A 22,472-nucleotide genomic window follows, 5' to 3' on the forward strand; every position below is an offset into this window, starting at 1 on the left:
ATTAAAAATCTCACTATTTCTTTACAAAACATTATTACTCCCTCAACAAAATCTTATTAAAATAAAAGCTAATATCTCCATATATATGTAAACGAGGGAGGATAATTTTCATGAAGGTCAGTGGATTGTATAAAATAGAATGTTACATTTTTAAAGGAATTAATCGCTACTTCGATCAAAAAACATTAAACATCTTTTTCAGCAATATTACTCATATCGGTGGTGCTACTTTCTCCATTGCACTTACACTTTTCTTTTTAATTTTCGCAAAAGGAACTTTACACCAAGCAGCAATTGCAACTGCTATGTCTTTAGCAATTAGTCATGTTCCTGTACAAATATTAAAAAGATGGTATCCAAGAAAACGTCCTTATTTAACAATTCAAGATGCGAAATATCCAGTCCATCCATTAAAAGACCACTCTTTCCCGTCTGGTCATACAACGGCTGTTTTCTCTGTCTTCATTCCATTTATTTGCTATAATCCAAGCTTACTTGTTTTTCTATTACCGTTAGCATTATGCGTCGGTATTTCACGCATTTATTTAGGGCTTCACTATCCGTCAGATGTATTCGTCGGTATGTGCCTTGGCACTTGCTCTGGCATCATCTCTTTTTATCAATTCATCCCACTTTTCACATAAAGGAGCGATATGATGAGAGTCGCCATATTTACCGATACCTTTACACCACAAGTCAATGGGGTTGCGAAAACATTAGAACGGTTAACACGATATTTTCAGAAAAAAAATATCGCCTATTCTGTTTTCGCTCCTCAGCATACGGCTGAAGACAATTTCATAGCGAATGTGAACAAGATGAGAAGTATCCCATTAACAATATTATATCCAGAATGCCGCTTTTCTTTTCCTACTCCGCGCATTAAACGGGAACTTCTTACCTTTAAACCTAATATGATTCACATCGCCACACCTTTCAACATGGGACTTTGTGGATTGTATTATGCAAAAAAGTTAAACATTCCAGTTGTCGGTTCTTATCATACTGATTTCGATGCCTATTTACGCTATTACAAAATCGAATTCCTCTCCAATATGCTTTGGAACTATTTAAGATGGTTTCATGGTCATATGCAAAAAAATTTTGTTCCTTCCTCTGAAACATTACATCAATTAAAAAATAAAGGCTTTCAGGACCTCTCTATTTGGGGACGTGGTGTAGATTGCAATCTCTTTCATCCCGCTTACAATACAGACCTATTCCGAAAAAAATATAATATTACAGCGAAGCATGTTCTTTCCTATGTAGGACGAATTGCTCCTGAAAAAGATATTGATACGCTGCAACATCTTATCGTTAAAACAGCACATACTCGAAACGATATTCATTGGCTCATCGCAGGAGACGGTCCTCTAGCAACAAGTTTACGTGAAGCCGTTCCGCAAACAAATATCACTTTTACTGGCTATTTACAAGGTGCAGATTTAGCTGAAGCATATGCTTGTTCTAACATAATGGTATTTCCATCAACTACTGAAACATTCGGAAATGTCGTACTTGAATCACTCGCATGCGGTACACCTGTCATTGGTGCAAATAGTGGCGGGGTTAAAAATATTATTACAGATGGAAAAACAGGAATTCTTTGTCCGCCCAAAAATGCGGATTCATTTCTATCCTCCATTTATTCTTTATTGCAGAATAAAGAAAAGCTTGCGCAAATGGGAATATCGGCTTCTTCTTATGCAAATTCAAAAAGCTGGGATGAGATTTTTCACGGTTTACTTAACCAATATGAAGTAGTCCTTCAACAGACCACATCAGAATTACTCGCTTAAACAAAAAAACTCCTTTCAAAAAAGAAGGGAGTTTTTTACACGTTTGTGAAATTAAGTCAAATGAATGATACATAAGGTTAAGTATCGTTTTTTCTATATTTATTATAACAAAAATAAACATAACTAAACAGACTTGTAATAAAAAACCATAAAAATTAATATATGGTTATACAGTATTTTTGCTGTATGATGATTTTAAGAAATTCCCCTTAAAATCAACTTACTCACATACCTTTATACAGCAATTGTTCCCCAATTCTGTATATCAAAAAACCTTTCATTCACTTGAAAGGTTTTTTTGAGCTTTTACATATTCTTCTTTCGTATTCACATTTATAAACCAATCTGTATTCGCTTGTACATCTTCTCCCAAAACATACTTCACATTACATTGTGATAAAAGCTGCCCCATACTTCTTTTTTCTTCTTGAAGTAACGTATAAATCTTTTCTTTCACACGGTTGTGATACGCTGCAAGTAACGGTTGTTTTCTTCCATTAATAATAGGTACAACCGCATCATATTCATTGCTCGTTTGCTCTAGTAAAATGGTAAACCATTCATGCGAAACATTTGGCGCATCGCAAGGCATAATAGCGTACCAATCTGCTTCTATGTATTCCATACCTGATACAATGCCGGCAAGCGGTCCATTTCCTTTATAGTGCGGAATGTCTTCTATAACAGGAACTTGTACAAATTGCTCTATTCGCCCTTTTATATCAGTATGACTGATTACTACAATGTCTTGCAAAGTACTTTCCATCACTTTCACAATGTGCTCAACAAAAGTAGTTCCCTTCCAAAACGCTAACGCTTTCGGCTCACCGAATCTACTCGACATACCTCCTGCTAATACAATTCCAGCATACTTACTCATTGGCGATGTAGCTCAAATGTAATATGGCCTAATTCTGGTAAAATTAATTTATTCATCGCAAGGCGAACTGCTCCGCTAGAACCCGGCATCGAAAAGACTACTTTGCGCCCAATTGTACCGCCGATTGCTCTACTTAACATTGCGCTGCTTCCGATGTCTTCTAAATAACTAATCATACGGAACAGCTCACCAAATCCAACAATTTCTTTATCTAATAACGCTGATACTGCTTCAATTGTTACATCACGCTTCGTAATGCCAGTACCACCATTTGTTAATACAACATCTACATCTTCCTCATGATAACCAGCTAACACCGCTTGCTGAATACTTTCTTTATCATCTTTTACAATTTCATAAGAAGTCACTTTATGTCCTGCTTCTTTTAATAATTCATGTAATAGTTGTCCGCTCTTATCTGTCTCTTCCGTACGTGTATCAGAAATCGTCACGATCTTGCATCGCACTTCGTTTGGCGCTTGTTTTTTATGTTCAGTTACGCTCATTTTTTCATCTTTCCTTTCACTTAACCTTGTAAAATTATGTATAAATTAAAGAATTCAACATGCTACAATATAAGTATATTTATCCATATAAAAGAGATTTTTTATGTTTTATAACATAAAACGATATGTACCTATTATACCATTCCTTATTATTTTATCCCTGTTTCAATGTATCGCTTACGGGTTTGATATTAATTTTTTAAAATTATATGTACTCATGCCGGATGGTGGTATTCGTTACTATTTGACTAGCACATTAATTCCTTTATTACTTGCCTATATAGTAGATTTTATTTTTAAACGTTCTAATTCTAAATAAGGAGGTTTACATATTATGGAGCTTTATAAAAAATTAACAACAACATTCATCCTCTTATTTATCGCTTCCATCACTGTAGGATTTTCTCTAAAAGAGGCAATTCCATATGCTACATTAGTTAGTATTATATGCGCAACACTCTTTTTACTATGTAGTGCTTTTTGTGCAGGAAAAGCGCGACAACTGAAAGGATGATCATCTATGTTCCGCAAGAAACCAATCCTTTGTAAATTATGAAAAAAAGAAATAAAAGCGTATGAAAAAGCGTGGATTCATATGCCATTTCCGGCAAGCGGAATGACAAATATAAAAAAGTACATTGAGCTAGAAGGAGAAACGTATTGTAGTTCGTGCATTCAAATAGTAAATAAAACAAATTAAAAAAGCTTTGCGCTCACCGCGCAAAGCTTTTTTTCATATATTATAGACCAGCTTGCTCTTTTAAAGCTGCTGCTTTGTCTGTACGTTCCCATGAAAGATCTACATCAGTACGTCCGAAGTGGCCGTAAGCTGCTGTTTGTTTGTAAATAGGGCGACGTAAGTCTAGCATTTTAATAATACCAGCTGGGCGAAGATCGAAGTTGTTACGAACTAGTTCTACTAATACGTCTTCAGATACTTTACCTGTGCCAAATGTATCAACTGAAATTGATACTGGTTGCGCTACGCCGATTGCGTATGCAAGTTGTACTTCTGCTTTGTCAGCAAGACCAGCTGCTACGATGTTTTTCGCAACATAACGAGCTGCATATGCTGCAGAACGGTCAACTTTTGTTGCATCTTTACCAGAGAATGCACCGCCACCGTGGCGAGCGTATCCACCGTAAGTATCAACGATGATTTTACGTCCTGTTAAACCAGCATCACCTTGTGGTCCACCAATTACGAAGCGGCCAGTTGGGTTAATGAAGAATTTTGTTTCTCCATCCATTAATTCTGCTGGTACTACAGCTTTAATTACATGCTCTTTTAAGTCGCGATCGATTTCTTCCCATGTAACATCTGGGTGATGTTGTGTAGAAATTACAATAGTATCGACACGTACTGGTTTACCATTTTCATCATACTCAACTGTAACTTGCGTTTTTCCATCCGGACGTAAGTATGATAATGTATCATCTTTACGCACTTCAGTTAAACGGCGAGCTAATTTGTGAGCAAGCGAGATTGGAAGTGGCATTAACTCTTGTGTTTCATTACATGCGAAACCAAACATTAAACCTTGGTCTCCTGCACCAATTGCCTCAATCTCAGCGTCAGTCATTTGACCTTCGCGTGCTTCTAGCGCTTGGTCAACACCCATAGCGATGTCAGCAGACTGCTCATCGATAGATGTTAAAACAGCACAAGTTTCTGCATCGAATCCGTATTTTGCGCGTGTGTAACCAATGCCTTGAATTGTTTCACGAACGATCTTCGGAATGTCTACGTAAGTAGAAGTCGTAATTTCCCCCGCTACCAATACTAAACCAGTTGTTACAGTTGTTTCACAAGCTACACGTGCATTTGCGTCTTTTGATAAGATCGCATCTAAAATTGAATCAGAAATTTGGTCACAAATTTTATCTGGGTGTCCTTCAGTTACAGACTCAGATGTGAACAGATGACGTTTTTTTGTCATGTGGTAAACCTCCCTACAGTAATTGTATATATTGTACGGAACTCATCCTTAATTTGCCACAAACTGCGACATACATTTATTCTCCCACACAAGCATACAGAAAAACCTTTCCTACTTTACATAGAGGAAAGGTTTAATTTGCTACTTGCATACTGCTTTTTGCCCTTCGCTCTTATCGTTCGAGACCTGTAGCCTCGCACAGGTTTTAGCACCTATTCACCTGCATTTACCAATACAAGTGAGGTTGCTGGGCTTCATCGGGCCTGTCCCTCCGCCAGCTCGGGATAAGAGAGTATCCGTCCCAACCTATACTAAAGAAATGCTATTCATTTGTCAATTAATATTCACATTTTCCTGAAAATTTTTCTCAGTACGCCTGGAATGAAATATTAATAAGGAAATAATGCATTCACACAAACAAAAAGAAAGAAATAGTATACATTATTTATATAATTGTGTTATACTATTGTTGGGGATTACGAGAAATATTTCATTAAATGAAAAGGATGGTATATAAATATGAGTACTGTGAATGTCCAAATTGGTTTACACGAATTATTGAACGGAAGCAATGCACAGATTCAACTAAGTGTTCCGCAATTAGTGGAAAAAGTATTAATGCGAAATGAAGGGAAATTAACTTCTACTGGTGCCGTTTCTGCTTCAACAGGAAAATATACAGGACGTTCTCCTAAAGATAAATTTATTGTGAAAGAAGCATCGGTTGCTGACAAAATTGCTTGGGGAGCTGTGAACCAACCGATTTCTGAAGAACATTTTAATAAATTATATACTAAAGTTTTAGAATACTTAAAAGAAAAAGAAGAATTATTCGTCTTCAAAGGATTTGCAGGCGCCGACCGCAATTACCGCCTACCAATTCAAGTTATTAATGAATATGCGTGGCACAATTTATTTGTACATCAATTATTCATTCGTCCAACTGAAGAAGAATTAACAACTCATGAATCAGGGTTCACAATTGTTTCTGCACCGAACTTCAAAGCTGATCCAGCTGTTGACGGTACAAACTCTGAAGCATTCATTATGGTTTCATTCGAAAAACGTATCGTACTAATTGGTGGTACAGAATACGCTGGAGAAATGAAAAAATCAATCTTCTCTATTATGAACTTCTTACTACCTGAACAAGATATTCTTTCTATGCATTGCTCTGCAAACGTAGGTGAAGAAGGTGACGTAGCACTATTCTTCGGTTTATCTGGAACAGGTAAAACAACTTTATCTGCTGATCCAAACCGTAAATTAATCGGTGATGATGAGCACGGTTGGTCTGATAACGGTGTATTCAATATTGAAGGCGGTTGCTACGCAAAATGTGTAAACCTTTCTCACGAGAAAGAACCACAAATTTTCGATGCAATCACATTTGGATCTGTTTTAGAAAACGTTATCATTAATAACCAAACGCGTATCGCGGACTACAACGATACTACTTTAACAGAAAATACTCGTGCTGCATACCCTATGCATGCAATCGACAATATCGTACTGCCAAGTGTTGCTGGACACCCAAATACTATTATTTTCTTAACTGCTGATGCATCTGGCGTATTGCCTCCAATCAGTAAGTTATCAAAAGAGCAAGCTATGTATCATTTCTTAAGTGGTTACACTAGTAAACTAGCAGGAACAGAGCGCGGCGTTACATCTCCGCAAGCTACATTCTCAACTTGCTTCGGTTCACCATTCTTACCACTTGATGCATCTCGCTACGCTGAAATGCTTGGTGAAAAAATCGAGAAACACGATGCGAAAGTATTCCTAGTAAACACTGGCTGGACTGGCGGCGAATACGGCGTTGGTAAACGTATGAACTTAGGTTATACTCGTTCAATGATTCAAGCAGCATTAAACGGCGAACTTGCAAAAACTGAAACAGCTAAACATGATATCTTCGGTCTTGAAGTTCCACTTCACGTACCAGGTGTACCTGACGAAGTGTTAATGCCTGAACAAACTTGGGCTGATAAAGCTGCTTACAAAGCAAAAGCAATCGAGCTTGCAAATGAATTCAAAGAGAACTTCAAAAAGTTCGAAAGCGTTTCTGAAGATATTATTAACTTAGGCGGCCCAATCGCTTAAATTAAAACTTTCTGTTGGAATACCCTTTACTCATATGAATAAGTGTCGTGTAACCGTAAAGTTTCGCGTACTCACCGACAAAACCCAATGCGGCTTAACGGTTACACACACTTACATAAAAAAGAAGCTTACGTGAAAACGTAAGCTTCTTTCTATATACTTTTTTATACAAACCACGGTGAGCATATAAACCATTTTCCTAACCACTTCTATCCATCGCCGGATTCTCTATTCCATCTAAAAAGAATTTTTTTATCTTTTTAGCTCTTTGTTAGTTCTTTCTCATCTTTCATGCTATAGTACCCTAAATTCACAACGATTAAGAAATAACCGCCCATAATCCCTACTGCAAATGCCCACATAACCATGTGATGCTCAATTTCGTACATAATAATAGCACCCAAAATGGCAGCTGCAAAACGGTTAAACATACCGAGTGTCGGTGCTTTCGTCTTCTTTACGATACTATCTCCAAGCTTCTCAATTCGTCTCCCTAAAAGCCAAACGCAATACATACTTACAATAAGTCCAATTCCAGCGCCTAAAAAGTGTGCTGAAAACGGTGTTAACATCCATCCTAATAACAAAATACCTAGTATATAATACGATTGGATTTTAAATGACCTTAATGACATACTAATCATGCTGTACCTCTCTTCATTCGTTCTTATCTATCCAATAAAAATTTCTTTCAAATTCATATTCCTTACATCCATTTCACACAAATTAAAAACAACATAAATACAATGTTTATGTTGTTTGAATGTTTTTAGGAAATAATATTATACAAGATTTCAAATAGCATATTCTCATAATTTGTGACGGTTTTCCAAACTTTTTTCGTCCATTTATGAAAAAAATGATATCAATCTATGAACATACGGATATGATGTAATAAGCACACAAATAAAGGGGGCGTCTAATGATTTATTTTTTAATGGCTCTCATCCACCTCATTATCCCTGCACTTATTGGGCTTTCATTGTATTGGTATACGAAAAATCATAGCATTTTTTACGCTGTCCTCGGTGTTCTTCTTCCAGGTATTATTCTTATTACACTCTTCCGTATTCCATTTTTAAACTTAATTCCACTTATTACTGCTATCTTATTTCTCATCTTCTTACCAAAAATAAAAAAATAGGAAAGCAGATCATAGGTGATCTGTTTTCCTATTTTGATATAGGTTCCTGCATAGTAGAATGAACTTTTACTTTCTCCGATTTCACAAACCATAGACCGAAAAAAATGATAATTCCACCGATGATTTGTTGAAACGATACATATTCATTCGCCCAGACAGCTGCAAATAAAACAGCTACAAGCGGCGTTATATACATATATACCATCGTATGTGACGCACCAATTTTTTGCACACCAACATACCACATCACTAGACCAAATACTGTTACAAAGAAAATAGAATATAGTAAAGCAAATAGTGTCATTCCGTGAGTAATTTGAAATGGCATGACAAACACATGCGGACCACTTAACAATAACAGCGGAATCGCGCCCACTAGTGCAGACCATGCGGTAACACGTAGTGCTGAATATTTTTTAATTAATGGTCCTGCTAAAACAGGATAAAGCCCCCAGCATATTGATGCAATAAGTCCAATTCCATTGCCATAAAAAGAACTAGCAAGTGAATGTCCTGCTACTAAAACTAATGCTGCACCAACAAAAGCAATCATAGAACCGATTAACTTTCGAGAAGAAAACTTTTCTTGTTTCAGGAAAATCGCAAATAAAGTTGTAAAAATAGGTGAAATAGAAATGAGTAAAGAGGCATTTGTAGCGGATGTATATTTGACAGTTTCCATAAATAACGTTTGATACAGTACAATACCTACAACGCTAACGATGATTAATCTAGGTATATCCTTTCGCTCCATATAAACCGACTTTTCAATACAAAATGTAAGGAGTAATAGGAGCGGTGCCGCCGCCATCATCCGAAGTGCAGTAAACTCAATTGCGGTAAATTCTAAAAGGCCGTATTTCGCAATCGTATAGTTAATCCCCCAAATAATAACAACTGTTAAAATTAATAACTCAATCCCCCATCTTCTCATACGTATCCCCTCCGCAAAGAAAATTATACAGAAAATTGAATCATATGTACATTTCATTATGTGAAAAAATCTTTTTATCGTATGAAACGTTTAGGTAAATGAAGTTATATCGGCGATTTTTTTAATATAGCGACTTATACAATAAAAAAGGTGGCTCCAAAACACATTTTGGAACCACCTTTACTATACTCGAACGTGTAACTTCATATTTGGATTATAAAACTGGCTTGGGCTCTTCAGCTGAAAAGTTCCTCCACTTTCATGCCAATCAACAGTTAACTTATCATCCATAAATACAATCTTTGTACGATCAGCGATAAAATTCATTGTGCTCGATTCAATATCCACATCGCGCTCATCCTTTTCTGCTACAGCTACCAAATCGATGATTCCGCTCATAACACAACCGCAACCTTCATTATCATAAAATAATTTTATATATTTCGCTTCACTTGGAATCGTATCCATAATCTTTTTATATGCTGCTTCTGTTACAGTAACGTACATACGTTAATCTTCATCCTCTCTTCTCGTATCATTCATATATTGTATCATCATTTTTCTTAAAAGTTATATACAGAAAATTAAGACTAATATACAATGTATGTGGTAAAGTTTTACCAATCGATCTTTTATGAGTAGTTAATGCGGGGACAAGGAGATTTATTATCTATGTTCAAACTACAACGATATCCTATTTTATTAGGCCTATTTGGTAGTTTTTTCATTTCTAACGGAATGCTATTACAACATATACTTATTCTCCTCCTATCGGTTGGATTCTAGGTTTTATTTGTTTCCTATCCGCTTCTTATTTTGCTACGAATAATACAAATAACTCATAAAGTAAGAATCATCTTAAGGAGGATTATCAAACATGCCAACCTTAAAAGAAATAGAGCAATCACTCAATCACTTATTCCAAATCAAAAAATACGGAAAAGATAGTGCCTTTAGCCGATTTATCCCAGTCGTATATGATCCTATCAAATTACCGTGGCAACAACTTTTCGAAGCTAATTTTGTAGATTTATTTAACGGCCTTATGATGCGAGGAGCTGAAAATGTAAGCAAAGTATTTTTAGCTGTATTCCCTACAGACGATGTTCTTGAAACATTTATTTCACAATCCACACCTGGTGATTTACTCTTTATGCACCATCCACTTGTAATGGAGTGTGGTGATCCGCTTGGAAAATCAGGTCGCGGTTTCATACCAATTCCTGAAAAATATTTGCAGGCGATAAAAGAAAAACAACTTTCTATATATACATGTCACGGACCAATGGATTTTCATCAAACGCATGGAACGAGCATTTCAATTGCAAAAGCATTAAACGCTACTGTAGTTGACGACTTCGCATATGGAGGTCCAGAACAAGAACCAGTTGGTCTTATTTGTGAAATAGATGAAACATCAACAGAAGCACTCCAAAAACATCTAAAAAAACTCTTCCAGATTCCTTACACAGACTTCGAAGGTAAACAACATAATTCCATCAAAAAAATTGCAATTATCGCTGGATGTGGCGATGTCGTATCTTTAATGAAGGAAGCAGAAGAAAAAGGTGCTGAAGCATATATTACAGGAGAAATTCATTGCCATATCGATAATGATTACGGCAGACATAAATACTCGCTCATCATGGATTACGTAAAAGAAACAAATATGTCTCTAATTGGTGTGTCACACTCTGCCTCTGAGTATTTAGTGAAAGAGACACTAATGTATGATTGGTTTAAAGAGAATTTTGATGTGGATGTTATTTTGCTTCCGCAAAGAAAGTGGTGGCTCTAACACTACCAAATTCTTCTCTCCTATTTTTGAAATCTATATACACAATACAGTCGACCACAGAAAAATAGAGAAAGCACATGTACCAACGTAAATGCTTTCGTTGTGACAACAAACGAACAAGCATTTTCACTAGATTTACTGGACTACCGGTAGTACCAAGTTTACTAGCGCTACTGGAGCTGGTTCACAAAGTGCTACCAGTATTACAGCCGGAAACCTCTCTTTATATTAACCTTAGAAGTGCTGCATATTCTATTTTTCTACCACACTCAAAACAATTCATTCCATAAAAAAAGACCCGAGATTCGGGTCAACAAATAGAAACATAAATGAACTATAACAAATAACAGACAAAGCCATTATATATTTTTCATAGTAAAACATCCATTATTTTCTTTTTATATTTTCACACTATCAATATATTATTTTTCGTTATCGTCCTCTTTTTTAGAACGCCTACCTAAGAAGAACACAAGAACTAATAATATAATTAACAGTAGTACTCCGCCGATAATGTAATATAGCGTGTAGTCTTTTTTCGCTTCTACCGCTGCATCATTTAGCTTATCAGCTGTCTTTCCTTCAATTGTAAATTTCTTCGTCCATTCCCATTTTTGATCGCCATCAGTAGCTTTCACTTCTACTCGGTACGTCCCTGGATCAAACGCTTTGTTTTCCCAGCTAATAGCGTAATCAAAGTTTGAGTTTGGTGCCATTCTTAAATTTTCTTTTTTCGCTTCAAATAAAACGTCTGTACCTTCTTCTTTATATACCTTTGCATCAACACTTAAGTTTTTTAACATTGCTGGTTTTACGTTTTGTAAATTCGCAGTTACAACGTTACGTCCGTTAATTTGTGTTGGCTTTACTTCATTTAATGTCATGTCTGGTTTTACTTCAGCATCTGTCTCTTTTAAAACAACACCAATTGCGTATGCATATTTGTTTTCAATTTGCACACCTTCATCTTTTTTCTTTACATTCTCATCTTCTTTTTCTTTAAAGTACAAACCACCTAAAATAACACCATCAAATGACTCACTTGGCATTTCTAAATTTACATCCACTGTCACTGTGCTATTAGCTGGTACTTTCGTTTCTTTTGGCATTTTAGCGATTTTAGAAAACGGATATTTCAAAGTTGAATCCGTTTTTGGTTCTACTGTACTATAATCTGTAATACCATTACTATTTGTAATTGCTGTATTAGCAAACGATTCTACTACAACCTCTTTATTCGTATCATTTTTCATTTGTACTTGAATTATTTGTTTTTGGCCTGGTTGCATTTTCAAATCAAAATACGTTTGGTTTTTATCAATTTGATTTTCTGGCATAACTGCTGTTACAGCGAATTTCATTTCAGCTGCATATACTGAAAAAGCGTTTATCATAAAAAATGTAATTAATAGTAAGCTAGTAAATAGTTTTTTTACCATCTCTTATGTAGTCCCCTTCATATCCATTTTATAGACAAGAAAGAGATAAGGTTAAATCCATTCCCTTATCTCTTCTCAATTTCCTCTTTTATCTTAAAATTCTTCTTACTTACATAGGAGCGTCTGTTAGTTCCCAAGTCAGTGAAGTCGTGTATTGCGCTTGCTCTTTTTTCGTTTTACCTGGTACAGATAACTCTACGCTTTGTTTCGCTTCTGCTGCATCTTTACCGAAAGAATTTACCCATGTACCCATACCTTGATCTACTTTTGAATCAATTAAGTCAGATGCTGCACCACTTGGGTTTAATGTAATAGATTGTGCTGCTGTTGGTGCATCGCTACCTGCGTTTGATTTCAAAGCTGAATTTTTCAATGTTAATGCCGCGCCATCCAACGCTTTATCATCTGTAGTTTTGAATTGACCATTTTGTTTTACTGTTAAATGCCATCCAGCATTTGTACCACGGTTATCTGTTACTTGAACGTAGTTTGGTACGTCAATTACAGAACCATCTACTTTTTTCTTTACTTTATCTAATTCTGCAAAGTAGATTTCGTTATTACCTGATGCTTTTTGTGTTTTAAAGTTGAAGTTAGATACATAATCAATGCTTAGTGGACCATCCGTACCTTTTTTGTCTGGATCAACTGGATCTACAGTTTCATCTGGATTCTCTGGATTAACAACATCGACTTTATCTGTATTTTTCTCGAATTTAATGAATGCCTTTGAGTCTAATTTCCCGCCATCTTTTTCAGCTGCGAATGCCGACGTTCCTACTGATACTGATGATAATGTTACTGCTCCAATTAATGCTAACTTTGCTAGTTTCATAGTTTTATACCCCTTTATAATTTTTAAAATTACGATATTCTTAATATTCAATCTTATATAAACTTAGTTTGGCGTATCTTCTAAAGTCCAAGTTAGCTCAGCTGAATATTTCGCACCTTTTTCTTTCGCTGTCGTACCTGGTACGAATAGGCTTACACTCTGTTTACCTTGCTCTGTCCCTTTACCGAATGCAGTTGTCCAATCACCCATACCTTTATTCTTTGCTGCAGTAGTAATTTCCACCGCATCTCCACCTGGCGCTAACGTTACTTTATTTTTAAATGTTGTAGGTGCATATTGTGCATCAGTTACAGAGTTTACAACTGGGTTGCTTAAGCTTAAAGCTGCATTTGTTAACTCACTGTTACCGCTTTTAAATTGTGCATTTTGCTTTACTTTTAATTTCCATCCGGCATTTGTACCACGGTTATCTGTTACAGATACGAAGTTAGGTACTTCAACTGTTTTGCTCCCTTGTTTTACTTTATCCAATTTTGCAAAGTATGTTTGATCATTACCAGAAATAACTTGCTCGCCGAAGTGTAAGTTAGAAACGTAGTTAATACTTAATGGACCTTTTGTTCCTTTTTCATGATCATCAGGGTTTTCTGGTGTAACTTTTTCATTTGGATTTTCTGGATTGTTTGGATCTGTTGTGCTTGTATCTTCAATAAACGTTACATCTGTTTTTGATTTCATATTTGCTTTCTCTTCCGCAAATGCTGAAGTTCCTACTGCTGCAACTGATGTTAATGATACTGCACTGATTAATGCTAATTTTGCTAGTTTCATATGTACCTTCCCCTTTTCTCTGTTTTCATCTATTTTTTATTTTGAATACATTTGCTTTTCCCTAATTCTTTTGAATACATATAAAGATAAAACAATCGAAAACAATCCTATATATTGTTTGAAGTCCCGTATCTGGCCTCCTGTTTTCGGTAAATATTTATCTCCATTTTTATTTTTATCAACTGTCTCTTTTGTTGTATTTATCTTTGTCGGATCAGTTGATGTATTTGGTGTGTAGCTACTCGAAAATGTAATACCTGCTTTTGAATTCGTACTTGTAGCCATTACTACATTTGCCATAAGAAACGGCACACATATAACTGTGGAAGCGATAATACCAACTATTTTTTTCATTACTCTCTCCTTTCTAAAATTTATATATTTCATATATTTTTAGAGAGGAGCATCGGTTAATGTCCATTCTAGCTGTCCGGCATATTTTGTATTTGCTTTGACATTCGGCCCTGGTTTTACTTGTAAATGAATTCCCTCGTTTTCCTTCCAATTCAATGCAACCTCCTCATCGTTGTTAGAAGTATACGAGAATGCTTCTATACTAGAAGTACTTAAAGGTGTATCCTTTCCATTTCGTTTGTAAATCAATGCTCCTGTCAATTGATCATTTTGCGCTGAAGTTAATGGCGTAAGTTCCTTTACATATACACTCCATTTCTGCTTTTTAGCACGATCATCGGTTACCTTTAAAGAGTTTGAAATCGCCTTCGGTGCGTATGTCGTTGTTTTCGATGGAATTGTTAAATCTCCGAAGGTAATTTCTTTTGGTACATCTACTAACTTTAAAGTTCCATCAACGACAGTAACCGGAACTTGAATCTCCGCTTGTACACCTTGCTTTGTTTCAATTACAACTGTTACAGTATGATTCCCTATTTTTTTTGTATCTGGAATATTCATTAACTTCACTACTGATATTGGTTTATCTACATCTAAATTCGTGTCTACAGATAAATCTGTCACAAATTTAGAAATATCCATTTTTGTTAAATCTGTCCCTTGCACTACTTTTTGTGGAACTGGTTTACCAGTTGGAATACCTTTATACCTTATTTTCACAATTCCATCTCGGTTACTTTCTTGCCCATTCTTATCGCCATCTAAATAATTTTTAGCTGACACCGGTATTTCAAGATAACCATTTTTATAATATTTCATTACATCGGCACCTTTTACAGGAGAACCTGTAATTGTCATCTCGTAAATTTTCCCGTTAAATTCTTCTGTTTTTAGCGCATTTGCTTTCGCAACCGCAGTGATTTTATTGTTTGTCCTGCTAATATCAAAGAAACTACTTACATCATCACCACTCTCCACATCTTGAATGGAAACATCATTCACAGTAAAATCCTTATTCACTTCACTTTCTAATACATAAGATTTTGCATAGTGAATATCTTTCGATTGAGCAGGCATATTTTGATATACCTTATAAGAAAATTGATGGGAATTATCTTCCACAATATCTCCTATTACACTTGGAGCTGGAATTTCAATTTGTGCAATCGCTAATTGGTCATATGATACATTAACACCTGAAGCATTTAATCTAACTTCTAGCGGTAATTCTGTTAAATTATCAAATGTAATTGTCATATCTGCTTCTGGAGTAGCTACTGGGCCTGCTGTTCCAGAAAACTCTATTTTATTATTCCCTTTGTCTTGATACCTAATTGAACTCGTATCATACACGTATAAATTCGTTAAATGACTACCATCATTACGTAAAGTAACATTTTTATAACTGTTTATCCTTTTGAAATTCCACATTGCTGTTAATGGTACTTTTTTATTTGTGCCGTGCTCATAAAATTCAAAGGAAGCATTATAAGTTTGTCCTGATCTTCCACTCCCATATAATTGTAAGAAGTTTTTTGCATCAGCTTTCGTTATTGGTGTTTTAACATCTACAGATGAAGCTGTCATAGAGTCAATATTAATACGGACATCGATCCATTTCCCTTGATATTCACCAGCTTTTTTTACTAATACATACTGTTCTCTATTTGAATTTCTAAATGTATATTGGCTTTGACCAGTTCTATCATTGCTACTACCCTTTACTTCATATGTTACTTGCGGGCTCCAAACAAATCTAAAAGCATATTTACCCGAGATAGAAGGTCCTTCACCCGTTCTATTATTTATTACCTTTACATTTGGATATTTAAGAATACTTATAACAGGACTAGCAGCTAGTAGTAATTGGCCCTTTAATACCTTCTCAGGTTGAATAGCAGGTAATTCCTGATTAATTTCGTTTACCTTATCACTCTCTTTCAATTCATTTTCCTTTTGTACAAGTTCTTCATTAACCTTTTCTTTCTCTAAAGTCTTCGTTTCTTTTGGAACTTCAGCATTAGTAAGATTTATTTCTTGTTTTTTATTTTCTTCCGATACTTTCACTTTTTCACTTATTTCTTTTTTCACAGCTTCCTCTGAAGCCTTTCGATTTTCATCAGAAATAGCTGCATTTAAATCCTCTTTTTTCTCTACAACATGTAGAGAAGGAGATTCAATTTTCTTTTCGTGCCCTTCAAACTTTACTGTCGGTTCAAATTTGTACTCTCCAGCCTTTTTCATTTGAATGACTACATATACGTCACCGATAGAATCACTTTTTTCATTCTTTTCAATTTTTACAATGTGATCTTCTGTTACTGAAATATTTTGAAGCGCTTTATTGTTTTCATTCATTTTTTCCGTTTCGGCTTCATTAAATAGCTGCCCATCAAATAATTTCAGCTTGATACTAGCATCTTGTTTATTCGTATTTGTAATCTTTAATACTACATTTTCATCAACTTTTATTTCTTGTTTATCCATATGAACGATAAAATGTCCTTGCTCGTCGTTTGTAACTGCATAAACTTTAGTTGCAGAGTAGTCTAGCACACCAACTTGTGTAAATAATATTCCTCCAGCGAGAAGTATACGCCCAAATTTCCCTATTTGATTTTGCAATGTACTTCCCTCCCTCACTCACTTCTTATATACCGAATATTTTGAACTTTAAATTTATTAATCACCTAAATTTACAATCAGAATGTGTATTCCTAGAAAATAAAAAGCCTGGTTGCCTTTTCGATTTTCATACATCACAACATGTGTGAAAATCCAAATTGCAACCAGACTATCATAGTAATTTTCATTACTTTAGACTCTTAGCTTTGCGACCTATCCTTTCGAATAGTGTGCCCATTTATTTTTTCTTTTTAAGACAACAAAAAATCCGGTTGCCTCTTCGATTTTCATACATATAACTATGTGCGAAAATCCAAATTGCAACCAGACTATCATAGTAATTTTCATTACTTTAGACTCTTAGCTTTGCGACCTATCCTTTCGAATAGTGTGCCAAATATAGGTAATTATTTATCGTGTTTTGAATATACCATTAAAATCCAAAAAAGAAAATAGTTTTTTTAAAAAAACTATTAATTTTCAGAAAATGCATAACGAAAACATCAAAAAAATATTTTGATGTTAGAAACACATAATACATTCTTTATCGATAAAATAAGAGTTTTACTATCCAAAAATAGCGAGATAAAACAAAAAACATCACTTCCAAATAAGTGATGTTTTTTGTAATTAATACAGTGGTAACATAACCTCAACCGTCGTTCCAACCCCAACTTCACTTTCAAAGCTCAGTTTACCATTGTGATCTTTAATAATTTTTTCAGTAACTACTAAACCTAAACCAGTTCCTGTTTCCTTCGTTGTGTAAAAGGCTTCATTTAACTTTGGAATTTTATCTTTCGGAATGCCACACCCCTCATCTTTCACTTGAACGATGATTCCATCTTTTACAGTAACTTTAACCGTAATTGTTCCGCCAACTGACATTGCTTCAATTGCATTTTTGATTAAATTAAAAAATACTTGTTTTAATCGTTTTTCATCACATGTAATTGACGGTAAGTCTTTGCTGTAAATACCTTGTATGTGGACTCCTTGTTTTAAAGCAGGCTTTTCCATAACTCGAATAACATAAGAGATAATTTCTTGTATATTATGAGTTTCTGATTCTAGTGATTTAGATTTCTCAAATCCACTAAGTTCTGTAGCAATTATATGAATCCGATCTACTTCTTGTTTCATAATATCACTATAAATTTTATCCTCTGGATGCTTGTCTGCTTGTTTATTCACAAGTTTTTTTAAGTTTGCTAAAGGTCTTCTAATCTTATAACCAATAACCGTTGCCATCTTTCCAACAGCTGCTAGTTTTTCTGTTTGTTTTATTTCTTTATCCATCATCTCAAGCGTACGAACGTAAGACTGAACCCTCAAAAATATAATCCAACATATGATAGTAAATACGCTATATAATGCCATTGGGATTATAACGAGAGAAGATTGAATAATGATTCCTGTAAGAGCATACTTTCCGACAAGTATCGCTGGAACTAACCAGAAATATCTTTTATTCACAAAGAGTGGTGCAAACAAAATAAAAAATCCCTCTACTATATTTCCACCATCAAATTCCGCATCGCTACCATAATAAATCATAATGTTATGTGTAAAGTCTAATACATTATAGCCAATTAGAATTATATACTTTACCGCAAAAACATTCTTCCATTTCATAACGTATATCCCAATACAAAACAATACCACCATCAAAAGGTAAAGCCATAAACCTAAACCATCTTCAAACTCCCCTACGCCTTCTTGCTCCCCTCCGATTAAAGGTACAATAAATTCATAGGCAAGATCATATACAAAAAATATAATAAAAAATAAACTTAAAAATGCTTTCAGCGCCTTTATTTCTTCATTTTTAAATATATAGCCTTTATTCATATGGTAACTCCTAGCTTTTCTTCCACTTGGATTTCAGTATTTCCACACTTCCTTGGGAGAATGATGTCTACTCTCGTTCCAATATCTCTTTCACTTGAAATATGCAGCTCACCAAGGTGCTCGGCGACAATTCGATTCGCTACTGTAAGCCCTAAACCAATTTTATCTTGTTTCGTTGTATAAAAGGTCTCTGTAACACGGGTTAAGTTTTCTTTCTTAATACCATGACCATTATCAATTATGCTGATTCTTACATACTCTTCCCCTTTATTTTCTAACCGTAAATGTAATATGCCACCTTGTTCCATTGCTTCTAAAGCATTTTTTATAATATATAAAAAGACTCCTTTTATTTTTCGTTCATCACATTCAACTTCTATTGTTTTCTCTTCCACATTTGAAATAAGCTGCACGTTTAATTCATTCATTTTTTCACGAAGACTTGTTATTACTTGTAATCCAATTTTTCCTACATCATGTTTTTTATAAATAGAAGGTTTGCATGTAGAAACTTCCATCAATTCACTTATCATATTATTCATATTTTCTATTTCAAAAATCATTCGTTTATAAACAGGATCCTCTTCATGCTTCTCTCGTTGTAATTGCGTAAATCCTTTTAATGAAGCGAGCGGATTTTTAATTTCATGTCCAACCGTCGCTGCCATTTTTCCGATTACTGCTAATTTTTGTGATTCACTAGCAATCGCAATACTTTCCTTTACAGCTGAAAGATATTGTAAAAATCGGTTTAAAATGATATATGCAGCTATTAACATAAGTGTACACATAATAAGGAACATAAATGCTTTTACTTCCTCTAGTACAAATAAATAAATCAAATATTTCCCTGTAATAGTGGAGAGTAAACACACATAAAATTTTTTATTTAAAAATATAGGTACAAAGAAAATGAGAATAATTTCTATTATATTTGTCGCATCAAACGCCGCCTTATTATAAAAGACATACGAAAATATATTAGCGATTTCGATCGCCATGTATACAAATATCCATGCATATTTAACAAGGTTTGCCTTCTCTTTTTTCATTAAATATATATTCACGCACAGTATTGCTACTCCGCAAATAACTTGCCATATTATGTTGTATCCCTTATCCGTCATTGATTTATTGTCTAATACGATTGCATAGAAAATTTGATATACAATAACAATAATATATAACACCCATAAAAGGATTTTTGCATTCCTTTCTTCTTCTTTATATGATAGAAAACTTTCTTTCACTTCAACACCCCTTCAAAATAATATCTCGAAGAATACCATTTATTATAATAAATGATTTTCATAGACAAACAAAGATAAATCGAAAATTTGAGGAAAATCATCCCAATGATGCAATATCTTCATGCTATATGCAAGCATAAAAAACATAAAAAATAATACGTATATTATGGGAGGTGTTTTTTATGGACGGCAAAAAAAATAAAAAGATAGAACAACTCCAATCTTTCACACGTGAAAATGAAGGAAAGGAGATGACAACAAATACAGGTGTTAAAATTTCAAATGATGAAAACTCTTTAACGGCCAGTGATCGTGGCCCTACCCTTCTAGAAGATTTCCTTATGCGAGAAAAACTTTCTCATTTTGACCGTGAACGAATTCCAGAACGAGTCGTTCACGCACGAGGATACGGAGCACATGGCATTTTTGAGTTATATGAATCTTTAGAAGAACTAACAATGGCCCACTTTCTACAAGACCCTTCAAAAAAAACACCGCTTTTCATTCGTTTCTCTGAAGTAGCTGGATCAAAAGGAGCAAATGAAACGAATCGAGATGTAAGGGGATTCGCCGTTAAATTTTATACAGAAGAAGGAAATTTTGATTTAGTAGGAAACAATATTCCCATTTTCTTTATTCAAGATGGCATTAAATTCCCCGATCTTATTCACGCCCTTAAACCAGAGCCGCATAATGAGATTCCACAGGGCCAAACAGCACATGATACTTTTTGGGACTTCATCGCCAATAATCAAGAATCCGCTGCAATGATGATGTGGATTATGTCCGATCGTACAATTCCAAGAAGCTTTCGAATGATGCAAGGATTTGGCGTTCATACATTTCGTTTAGTTAATAAAAATGGAAAGTCACGATTCGTGAAATTCCACTGGAAGCCAAAACTCGGCGTTCATTCGTTAATTTGGGATGAAGCACAAAAACTAGGCGGTGCTGATCCCGATTATCATCGCCGTGATTTGTGGGAAAATATTAATGCTGGAAACTATCCTGAGTACGAACTTGGCATTCAAATTTTAGAAGAAGAGGACGAATTTAAATATGACTTCGATATATTAGATGCAACGAAAATTTGGCCTGAAGAAGATTTCCCCGTTAAAATCATCGGGAAAATGACTTTAAATCGCAATGTAGATAATGTATTCGCTGAAACTGAACAAGTAGCACTACACCCTGGAAGTATCGTCCGTGGTATTGACTTTACCAATGATCCTCTCTTACAAGGTAGACTCTTTTCTTATACAGACACACAATTAGCGCGCGTTGGTACAAATTATCAAGAATTACCGATTAACCGTCCCGTATGCCCATTTCATAACAACCAAAGAGATGGTGCGTCTAAATATATAATCGACAAAGGAAAAGTTGCCTATCATAATAATTCCTTAGCAAATAATTCTCCTTATACTGTTCCTGGAACAAAGGGGGGATTCGTTACATATCCTTCTACTGTATCTGGGCATAAAACAAGGGAAACTGCCGCTAGCTTCAAAGACCATTTCTCTCAAGCTCGTTTATTTTGGAATAGTATGAGTCACGTCGAAAAAATCCATGTTATGCAGGCTTTCTCTTTTGAATTAGGCAAAGTCAAAAGTAAATCTGTCCGCCAACAAGTCGTCGATATGATTGGATATATTAGTACTGAATTGGCTACTTTAGTTGCAGAAGCTCTCGGAGCAAAAGTCCCAAATGTGCAAGAATCCAGCGTTACAAAATCATCTCCAGCACTCAGTATGGCAAATACAACCTTTAGTCCTAATACATTACGAGTAGGTGTCGTTGTCGCAAATGGATATGATGGGCAAAGCGCGCAATATATAATAAATCAGTTCAAACAAGTAGGTCTTCAGCCAGTGATTGTTTCCGAGCGATTAGGCATAGTGCAAGGAACGCAAAATGGACAGTGGGAAGTAAATGATACGTTCTTAACAGGCTCTCCACTCCTTTATGATGGATTACTTCTTATCGGCGGAAAGATGGATGATCATTTTCTTAACAAAGCAAGTTCATTTGTCGTAGAATCATATAATCACTTTAAGCCGATTGGCTCCTTCCAAAACGGCTCTTCTATTATTCAATCTTTAAATATTGAAGGAAAGCCTGGTGTTTTAATAGAACAAGACCCTACGCGACTAGCAAATGAATTTATTAAAGCGATGACAAAACAACGCTTTTGGGATAGAGCGTATGAATAGAATAGG

21 protein-coding genes and 3 riboswitches are annotated in these 22,472 nt (G+C 35.0%); of the genes, 8 read left to right on the top strand and 13 right to left on the bottom strand.

What is annotated here, in order from left to right; all coding sequences use genetic code 11:
• Nucleotides 1–110 precede the first annotated feature (110 nt).
• Complete coding sequence (locus COK05_RS11320; RefSeq protein ID WP_098612659.1) at nucleotides 111–644, top strand: phosphatase PAP2 family protein; 534 nt, start codon at nucleotides 111–113, stop codon at nucleotides 642–644.
• A 12-nt stretch (nucleotides 645–656) separates the two neighbouring features.
• Nucleotides 657–1,799 (top strand): glycosyltransferase family 4 protein, encoded by a 1,143-nt coding sequence (locus COK05_RS11325; protein ID WP_098612660.1) that lies wholly within the window; start codon nucleotides 657–659, stop codon nucleotides 1,797–1,799.
• A gap of 277 nt (nucleotides 1,800–2,076) precedes the next feature.
• On the opposite strand, the gene COK05_RS11330 is transcribed toward COK05_RS11325, so the two are convergent.
• Together COK05_RS11330 and COK05_RS11335 are read right to left on the bottom strand one after the other, a co-directional pair.
• Nucleotides 2,077–2,679, bottom strand: a complete 603-nt coding sequence (locus COK05_RS11330) for a molybdenum cofactor guanylyltransferase (RefSeq protein WP_098612661.1) — start codon at nucleotides 2,677–2,679, stop codon at nucleotides 2,077–2,079.
• Nucleotides 2,676–3,185: a MogA/MoaB family molybdenum cofactor biosynthesis protein gene (locus COK05_RS11335; protein ID WP_098612662.1), complete on the bottom strand. Its 510-nt coding sequence runs from the start codon at nucleotides 3,183–3,185 to the stop codon at nucleotides 2,676–2,678. Before COK05_RS11335 ends, COK05_RS11330 begins: the two co-directional genes overlap by 4 nt.
• Before the next feature lie 103 nt (nucleotides 3,186–3,288).
• Between COK05_RS11335 and COK05_RS11340 the strand changes: the two genes are divergently transcribed.
• Together COK05_RS11340 and COK05_RS11345 are read left to right on the top strand one after the other, a co-directional pair.
• Complete coding sequence (locus COK05_RS11340) at nucleotides 3,289–3,504, top strand: hypothetical protein (protein WP_098612663.1); 216 nt, start codon at nucleotides 3,289–3,291, stop codon at nucleotides 3,502–3,504.
• Between the two features lie 15 nt (nucleotides 3,505–3,519).
• Entirely contained in the window at nucleotides 3,520–3,699 is a 180-nt protein-coding gene (locus COK05_RS11345) for a hypothetical protein (RefSeq protein ID WP_098612664.1), read from the top strand.
• Nucleotides 3,700–3,925: 226 nt separating this feature from the next.
• Here COK05_RS11345 and metK read toward each other — a convergent pair whose 3' ends face one another.
• Complete coding sequence (metK, locus tag COK05_RS11355; RefSeq protein ID WP_000163117.1) at nucleotides 3,926–5,125, bottom strand: methionine adenosyltransferase; 1,200 nt, start codon at nucleotides 5,123–5,125, stop codon at nucleotides 3,926–3,928.
• A 169-nt stretch (nucleotides 5,126–5,294) separates the two neighbouring features.
• Nucleotides 5,295–5,416, bottom strand: a riboswitch (SAM riboswitch).
• 228 nt (nucleotides 5,417–5,644) lie between these two features.
• Here metK and pckA point away from each other — a divergent pair.
• The gene (gene pckA, locus COK05_RS11365; protein WP_098612665.1) at nucleotides 5,645–7,231 is read left to right on the top strand and encodes a phosphoenolpyruvate carboxykinase (ATP); all 1,587 of its coding nucleotides are present in this window, start codon (nucleotides 5,645–5,647) and stop codon (nucleotides 7,229–7,231) included.
• 260 nt (nucleotides 7,232–7,491) lie between these two features.
• Here the strand turns inward: pckA and COK05_RS11370 are convergent, their stop codons facing one another.
• Complete coding sequence (locus tag COK05_RS11370; RefSeq protein ID WP_000624926.1) at nucleotides 7,492–7,875, bottom strand: ATP synthase subunit I; 384 nt, start codon at nucleotides 7,873–7,875, stop codon at nucleotides 7,492–7,494.
• Between the two features lie 278 nt (nucleotides 7,876–8,153).
• On the opposite strand from COK05_RS11370, the gene COK05_RS11375 reads away from it, so the two are divergent.
• Nucleotides 8,154–8,375: a hypothetical protein gene (locus COK05_RS11375; RefSeq protein WP_000639042.1), complete on the top strand. Its 222-nt coding sequence runs from the start codon at nucleotides 8,154–8,156 to the stop codon at nucleotides 8,373–8,375.
• 28 nt (nucleotides 8,376–8,403) lie between these two features.
• On the opposite strand, the gene COK05_RS11380 is transcribed toward COK05_RS11375, so the two are convergent.
• Together COK05_RS11380 and COK05_RS11385 are read right to left on the bottom strand one after the other, a co-directional pair.
• Nucleotides 8,404–9,309, bottom strand: coding sequence for a DMT family transporter (locus tag COK05_RS11380; RefSeq protein ID WP_098612666.1), 906 nt, complete (start codon nucleotides 9,307–9,309; stop codon nucleotides 8,404–8,406).
• Nucleotides 9,310–9,492: 183 nt separating this feature from the next.
• Complete coding sequence (locus tag COK05_RS11385) at nucleotides 9,493–9,816, bottom strand: iron-sulfur cluster biosynthesis family protein (RefSeq protein ID WP_098612667.1); 324 nt, start codon at nucleotides 9,814–9,816, stop codon at nucleotides 9,493–9,495.
• Between the two features lie 370 nt (nucleotides 9,817–10,186).
• Here COK05_RS11385 and COK05_RS11395 point away from each other — a divergent pair, with 370 nt between their 5' ends.
• The gene (locus COK05_RS11395) at nucleotides 10,187–11,107 is read left to right on the top strand and encodes a Nif3-like dinuclear metal center hexameric protein (protein ID WP_098612668.1); all 921 of its coding nucleotides are present in this window, start codon (nucleotides 10,187–10,189) and stop codon (nucleotides 11,105–11,107) included.
• A gap of 422 nt (nucleotides 11,108–11,529) precedes the next feature.
• On the opposite strand, the gene COK05_RS11400 is transcribed toward COK05_RS11395, so the two are convergent.
• The 7 genes from COK05_RS11400 to COK05_RS11430 all read right to left on the bottom strand — a co-directional run bounded on the left by COK05_RS11400 (nucleotide 11,530) and on the right by COK05_RS11430 (nucleotide 20,253).
• On the bottom strand, nucleotides 11,530–12,546 hold the full coding sequence (locus tag COK05_RS11400) for a DUF916 and DUF3324 domain-containing protein (protein ID WP_098612669.1): 1,017 nt from the start codon (nucleotides 12,544–12,546) through the stop codon (nucleotides 11,530–11,532).
• A gap of 109 nt (nucleotides 12,547–12,655) precedes the next feature.
• Nucleotides 12,656–13,381 (bottom strand): WxL domain-containing protein, encoded by a 726-nt coding sequence (locus tag COK05_RS11405; RefSeq protein WP_098612670.1) that lies wholly within the window; start codon nucleotides 13,379–13,381, stop codon nucleotides 12,656–12,658.
• Between the two features lie 63 nt (nucleotides 13,382–13,444).
• A complete protein-coding gene (locus tag COK05_RS11410; protein ID WP_098612671.1) occupies nucleotides 13,445–14,173 on the bottom strand; it encodes a WxL domain-containing protein in 729 nt (242 codons plus the stop codon).
• Nucleotides 14,174–14,209: 36 nt separating this feature from the next.
• On the bottom strand, nucleotides 14,210–14,527 hold the full coding sequence (locus COK05_RS11415) for a cell wall anchor protein (protein ID WP_098612672.1): 318 nt from the start codon (nucleotides 14,525–14,527) through the stop codon (nucleotides 14,210–14,212).
• Between the two features lie 39 nt (nucleotides 14,528–14,566).
• Nucleotides 14,567–17,152, bottom strand: coding sequence for a WxL domain-containing protein (locus tag COK05_RS11420; protein WP_098612673.1), 2,586 nt, complete (start codon nucleotides 17,150–17,152; stop codon nucleotides 14,567–14,569).
• A gap of 156 nt (nucleotides 17,153–17,308) precedes the next feature.
• Nucleotides 17,309–17,397, bottom strand: a riboswitch (cyclic di-GMP riboswitch).
• Nucleotides 17,398–17,468: 71 nt separating this feature from the next.
• A riboswitch (cyclic di-GMP riboswitch) is annotated at nucleotides 17,469–17,557 on the bottom strand.
• 225 nt (nucleotides 17,558–17,782) lie between these two features.
• The gene (locus COK05_RS11425; RefSeq protein WP_098612674.1) at nucleotides 17,783–19,003 is read right to left on the bottom strand and encodes an ATP-binding protein; all 1,221 of its coding nucleotides are present in this window, start codon (nucleotides 19,001–19,003) and stop codon (nucleotides 17,783–17,785) included.
• Nucleotides 19,000–20,253 carry an ATP-binding protein gene (locus tag COK05_RS11430; protein ID WP_098612675.1) on the bottom strand — a complete coding sequence of 418 codons (1,254 nt, stop codon included), beginning with the start codon at nucleotides 20,251–20,253 and terminating at the stop codon, nucleotides 19,000–19,002. Before COK05_RS11430 ends, COK05_RS11425 begins: the two co-directional genes overlap by 4 nt.
• A 182-nt stretch (nucleotides 20,254–20,435) precedes the next feature.
• Here COK05_RS11430 and COK05_RS11435 point away from each other — a divergent pair, with 182 nt between their 5' ends.
• On the top strand, nucleotides 20,436–22,466 hold the full coding sequence (locus COK05_RS11435; protein ID WP_098612676.1) for a catalase: 2,031 nt from the start codon (nucleotides 20,436–20,438) through the stop codon (nucleotides 22,464–22,466).
• Nucleotides 22,467–22,472 lie beyond the last annotated feature (6 nt).

The sequence above is a fragment of the Bacillus cereus genome (assembly GCF_002567495.1).
Lineage (GTDB): Bacteria > Bacillota > Bacilli > Bacillales > Bacillaceae_G > Bacillus_A > Bacillus_A cereus_AQ.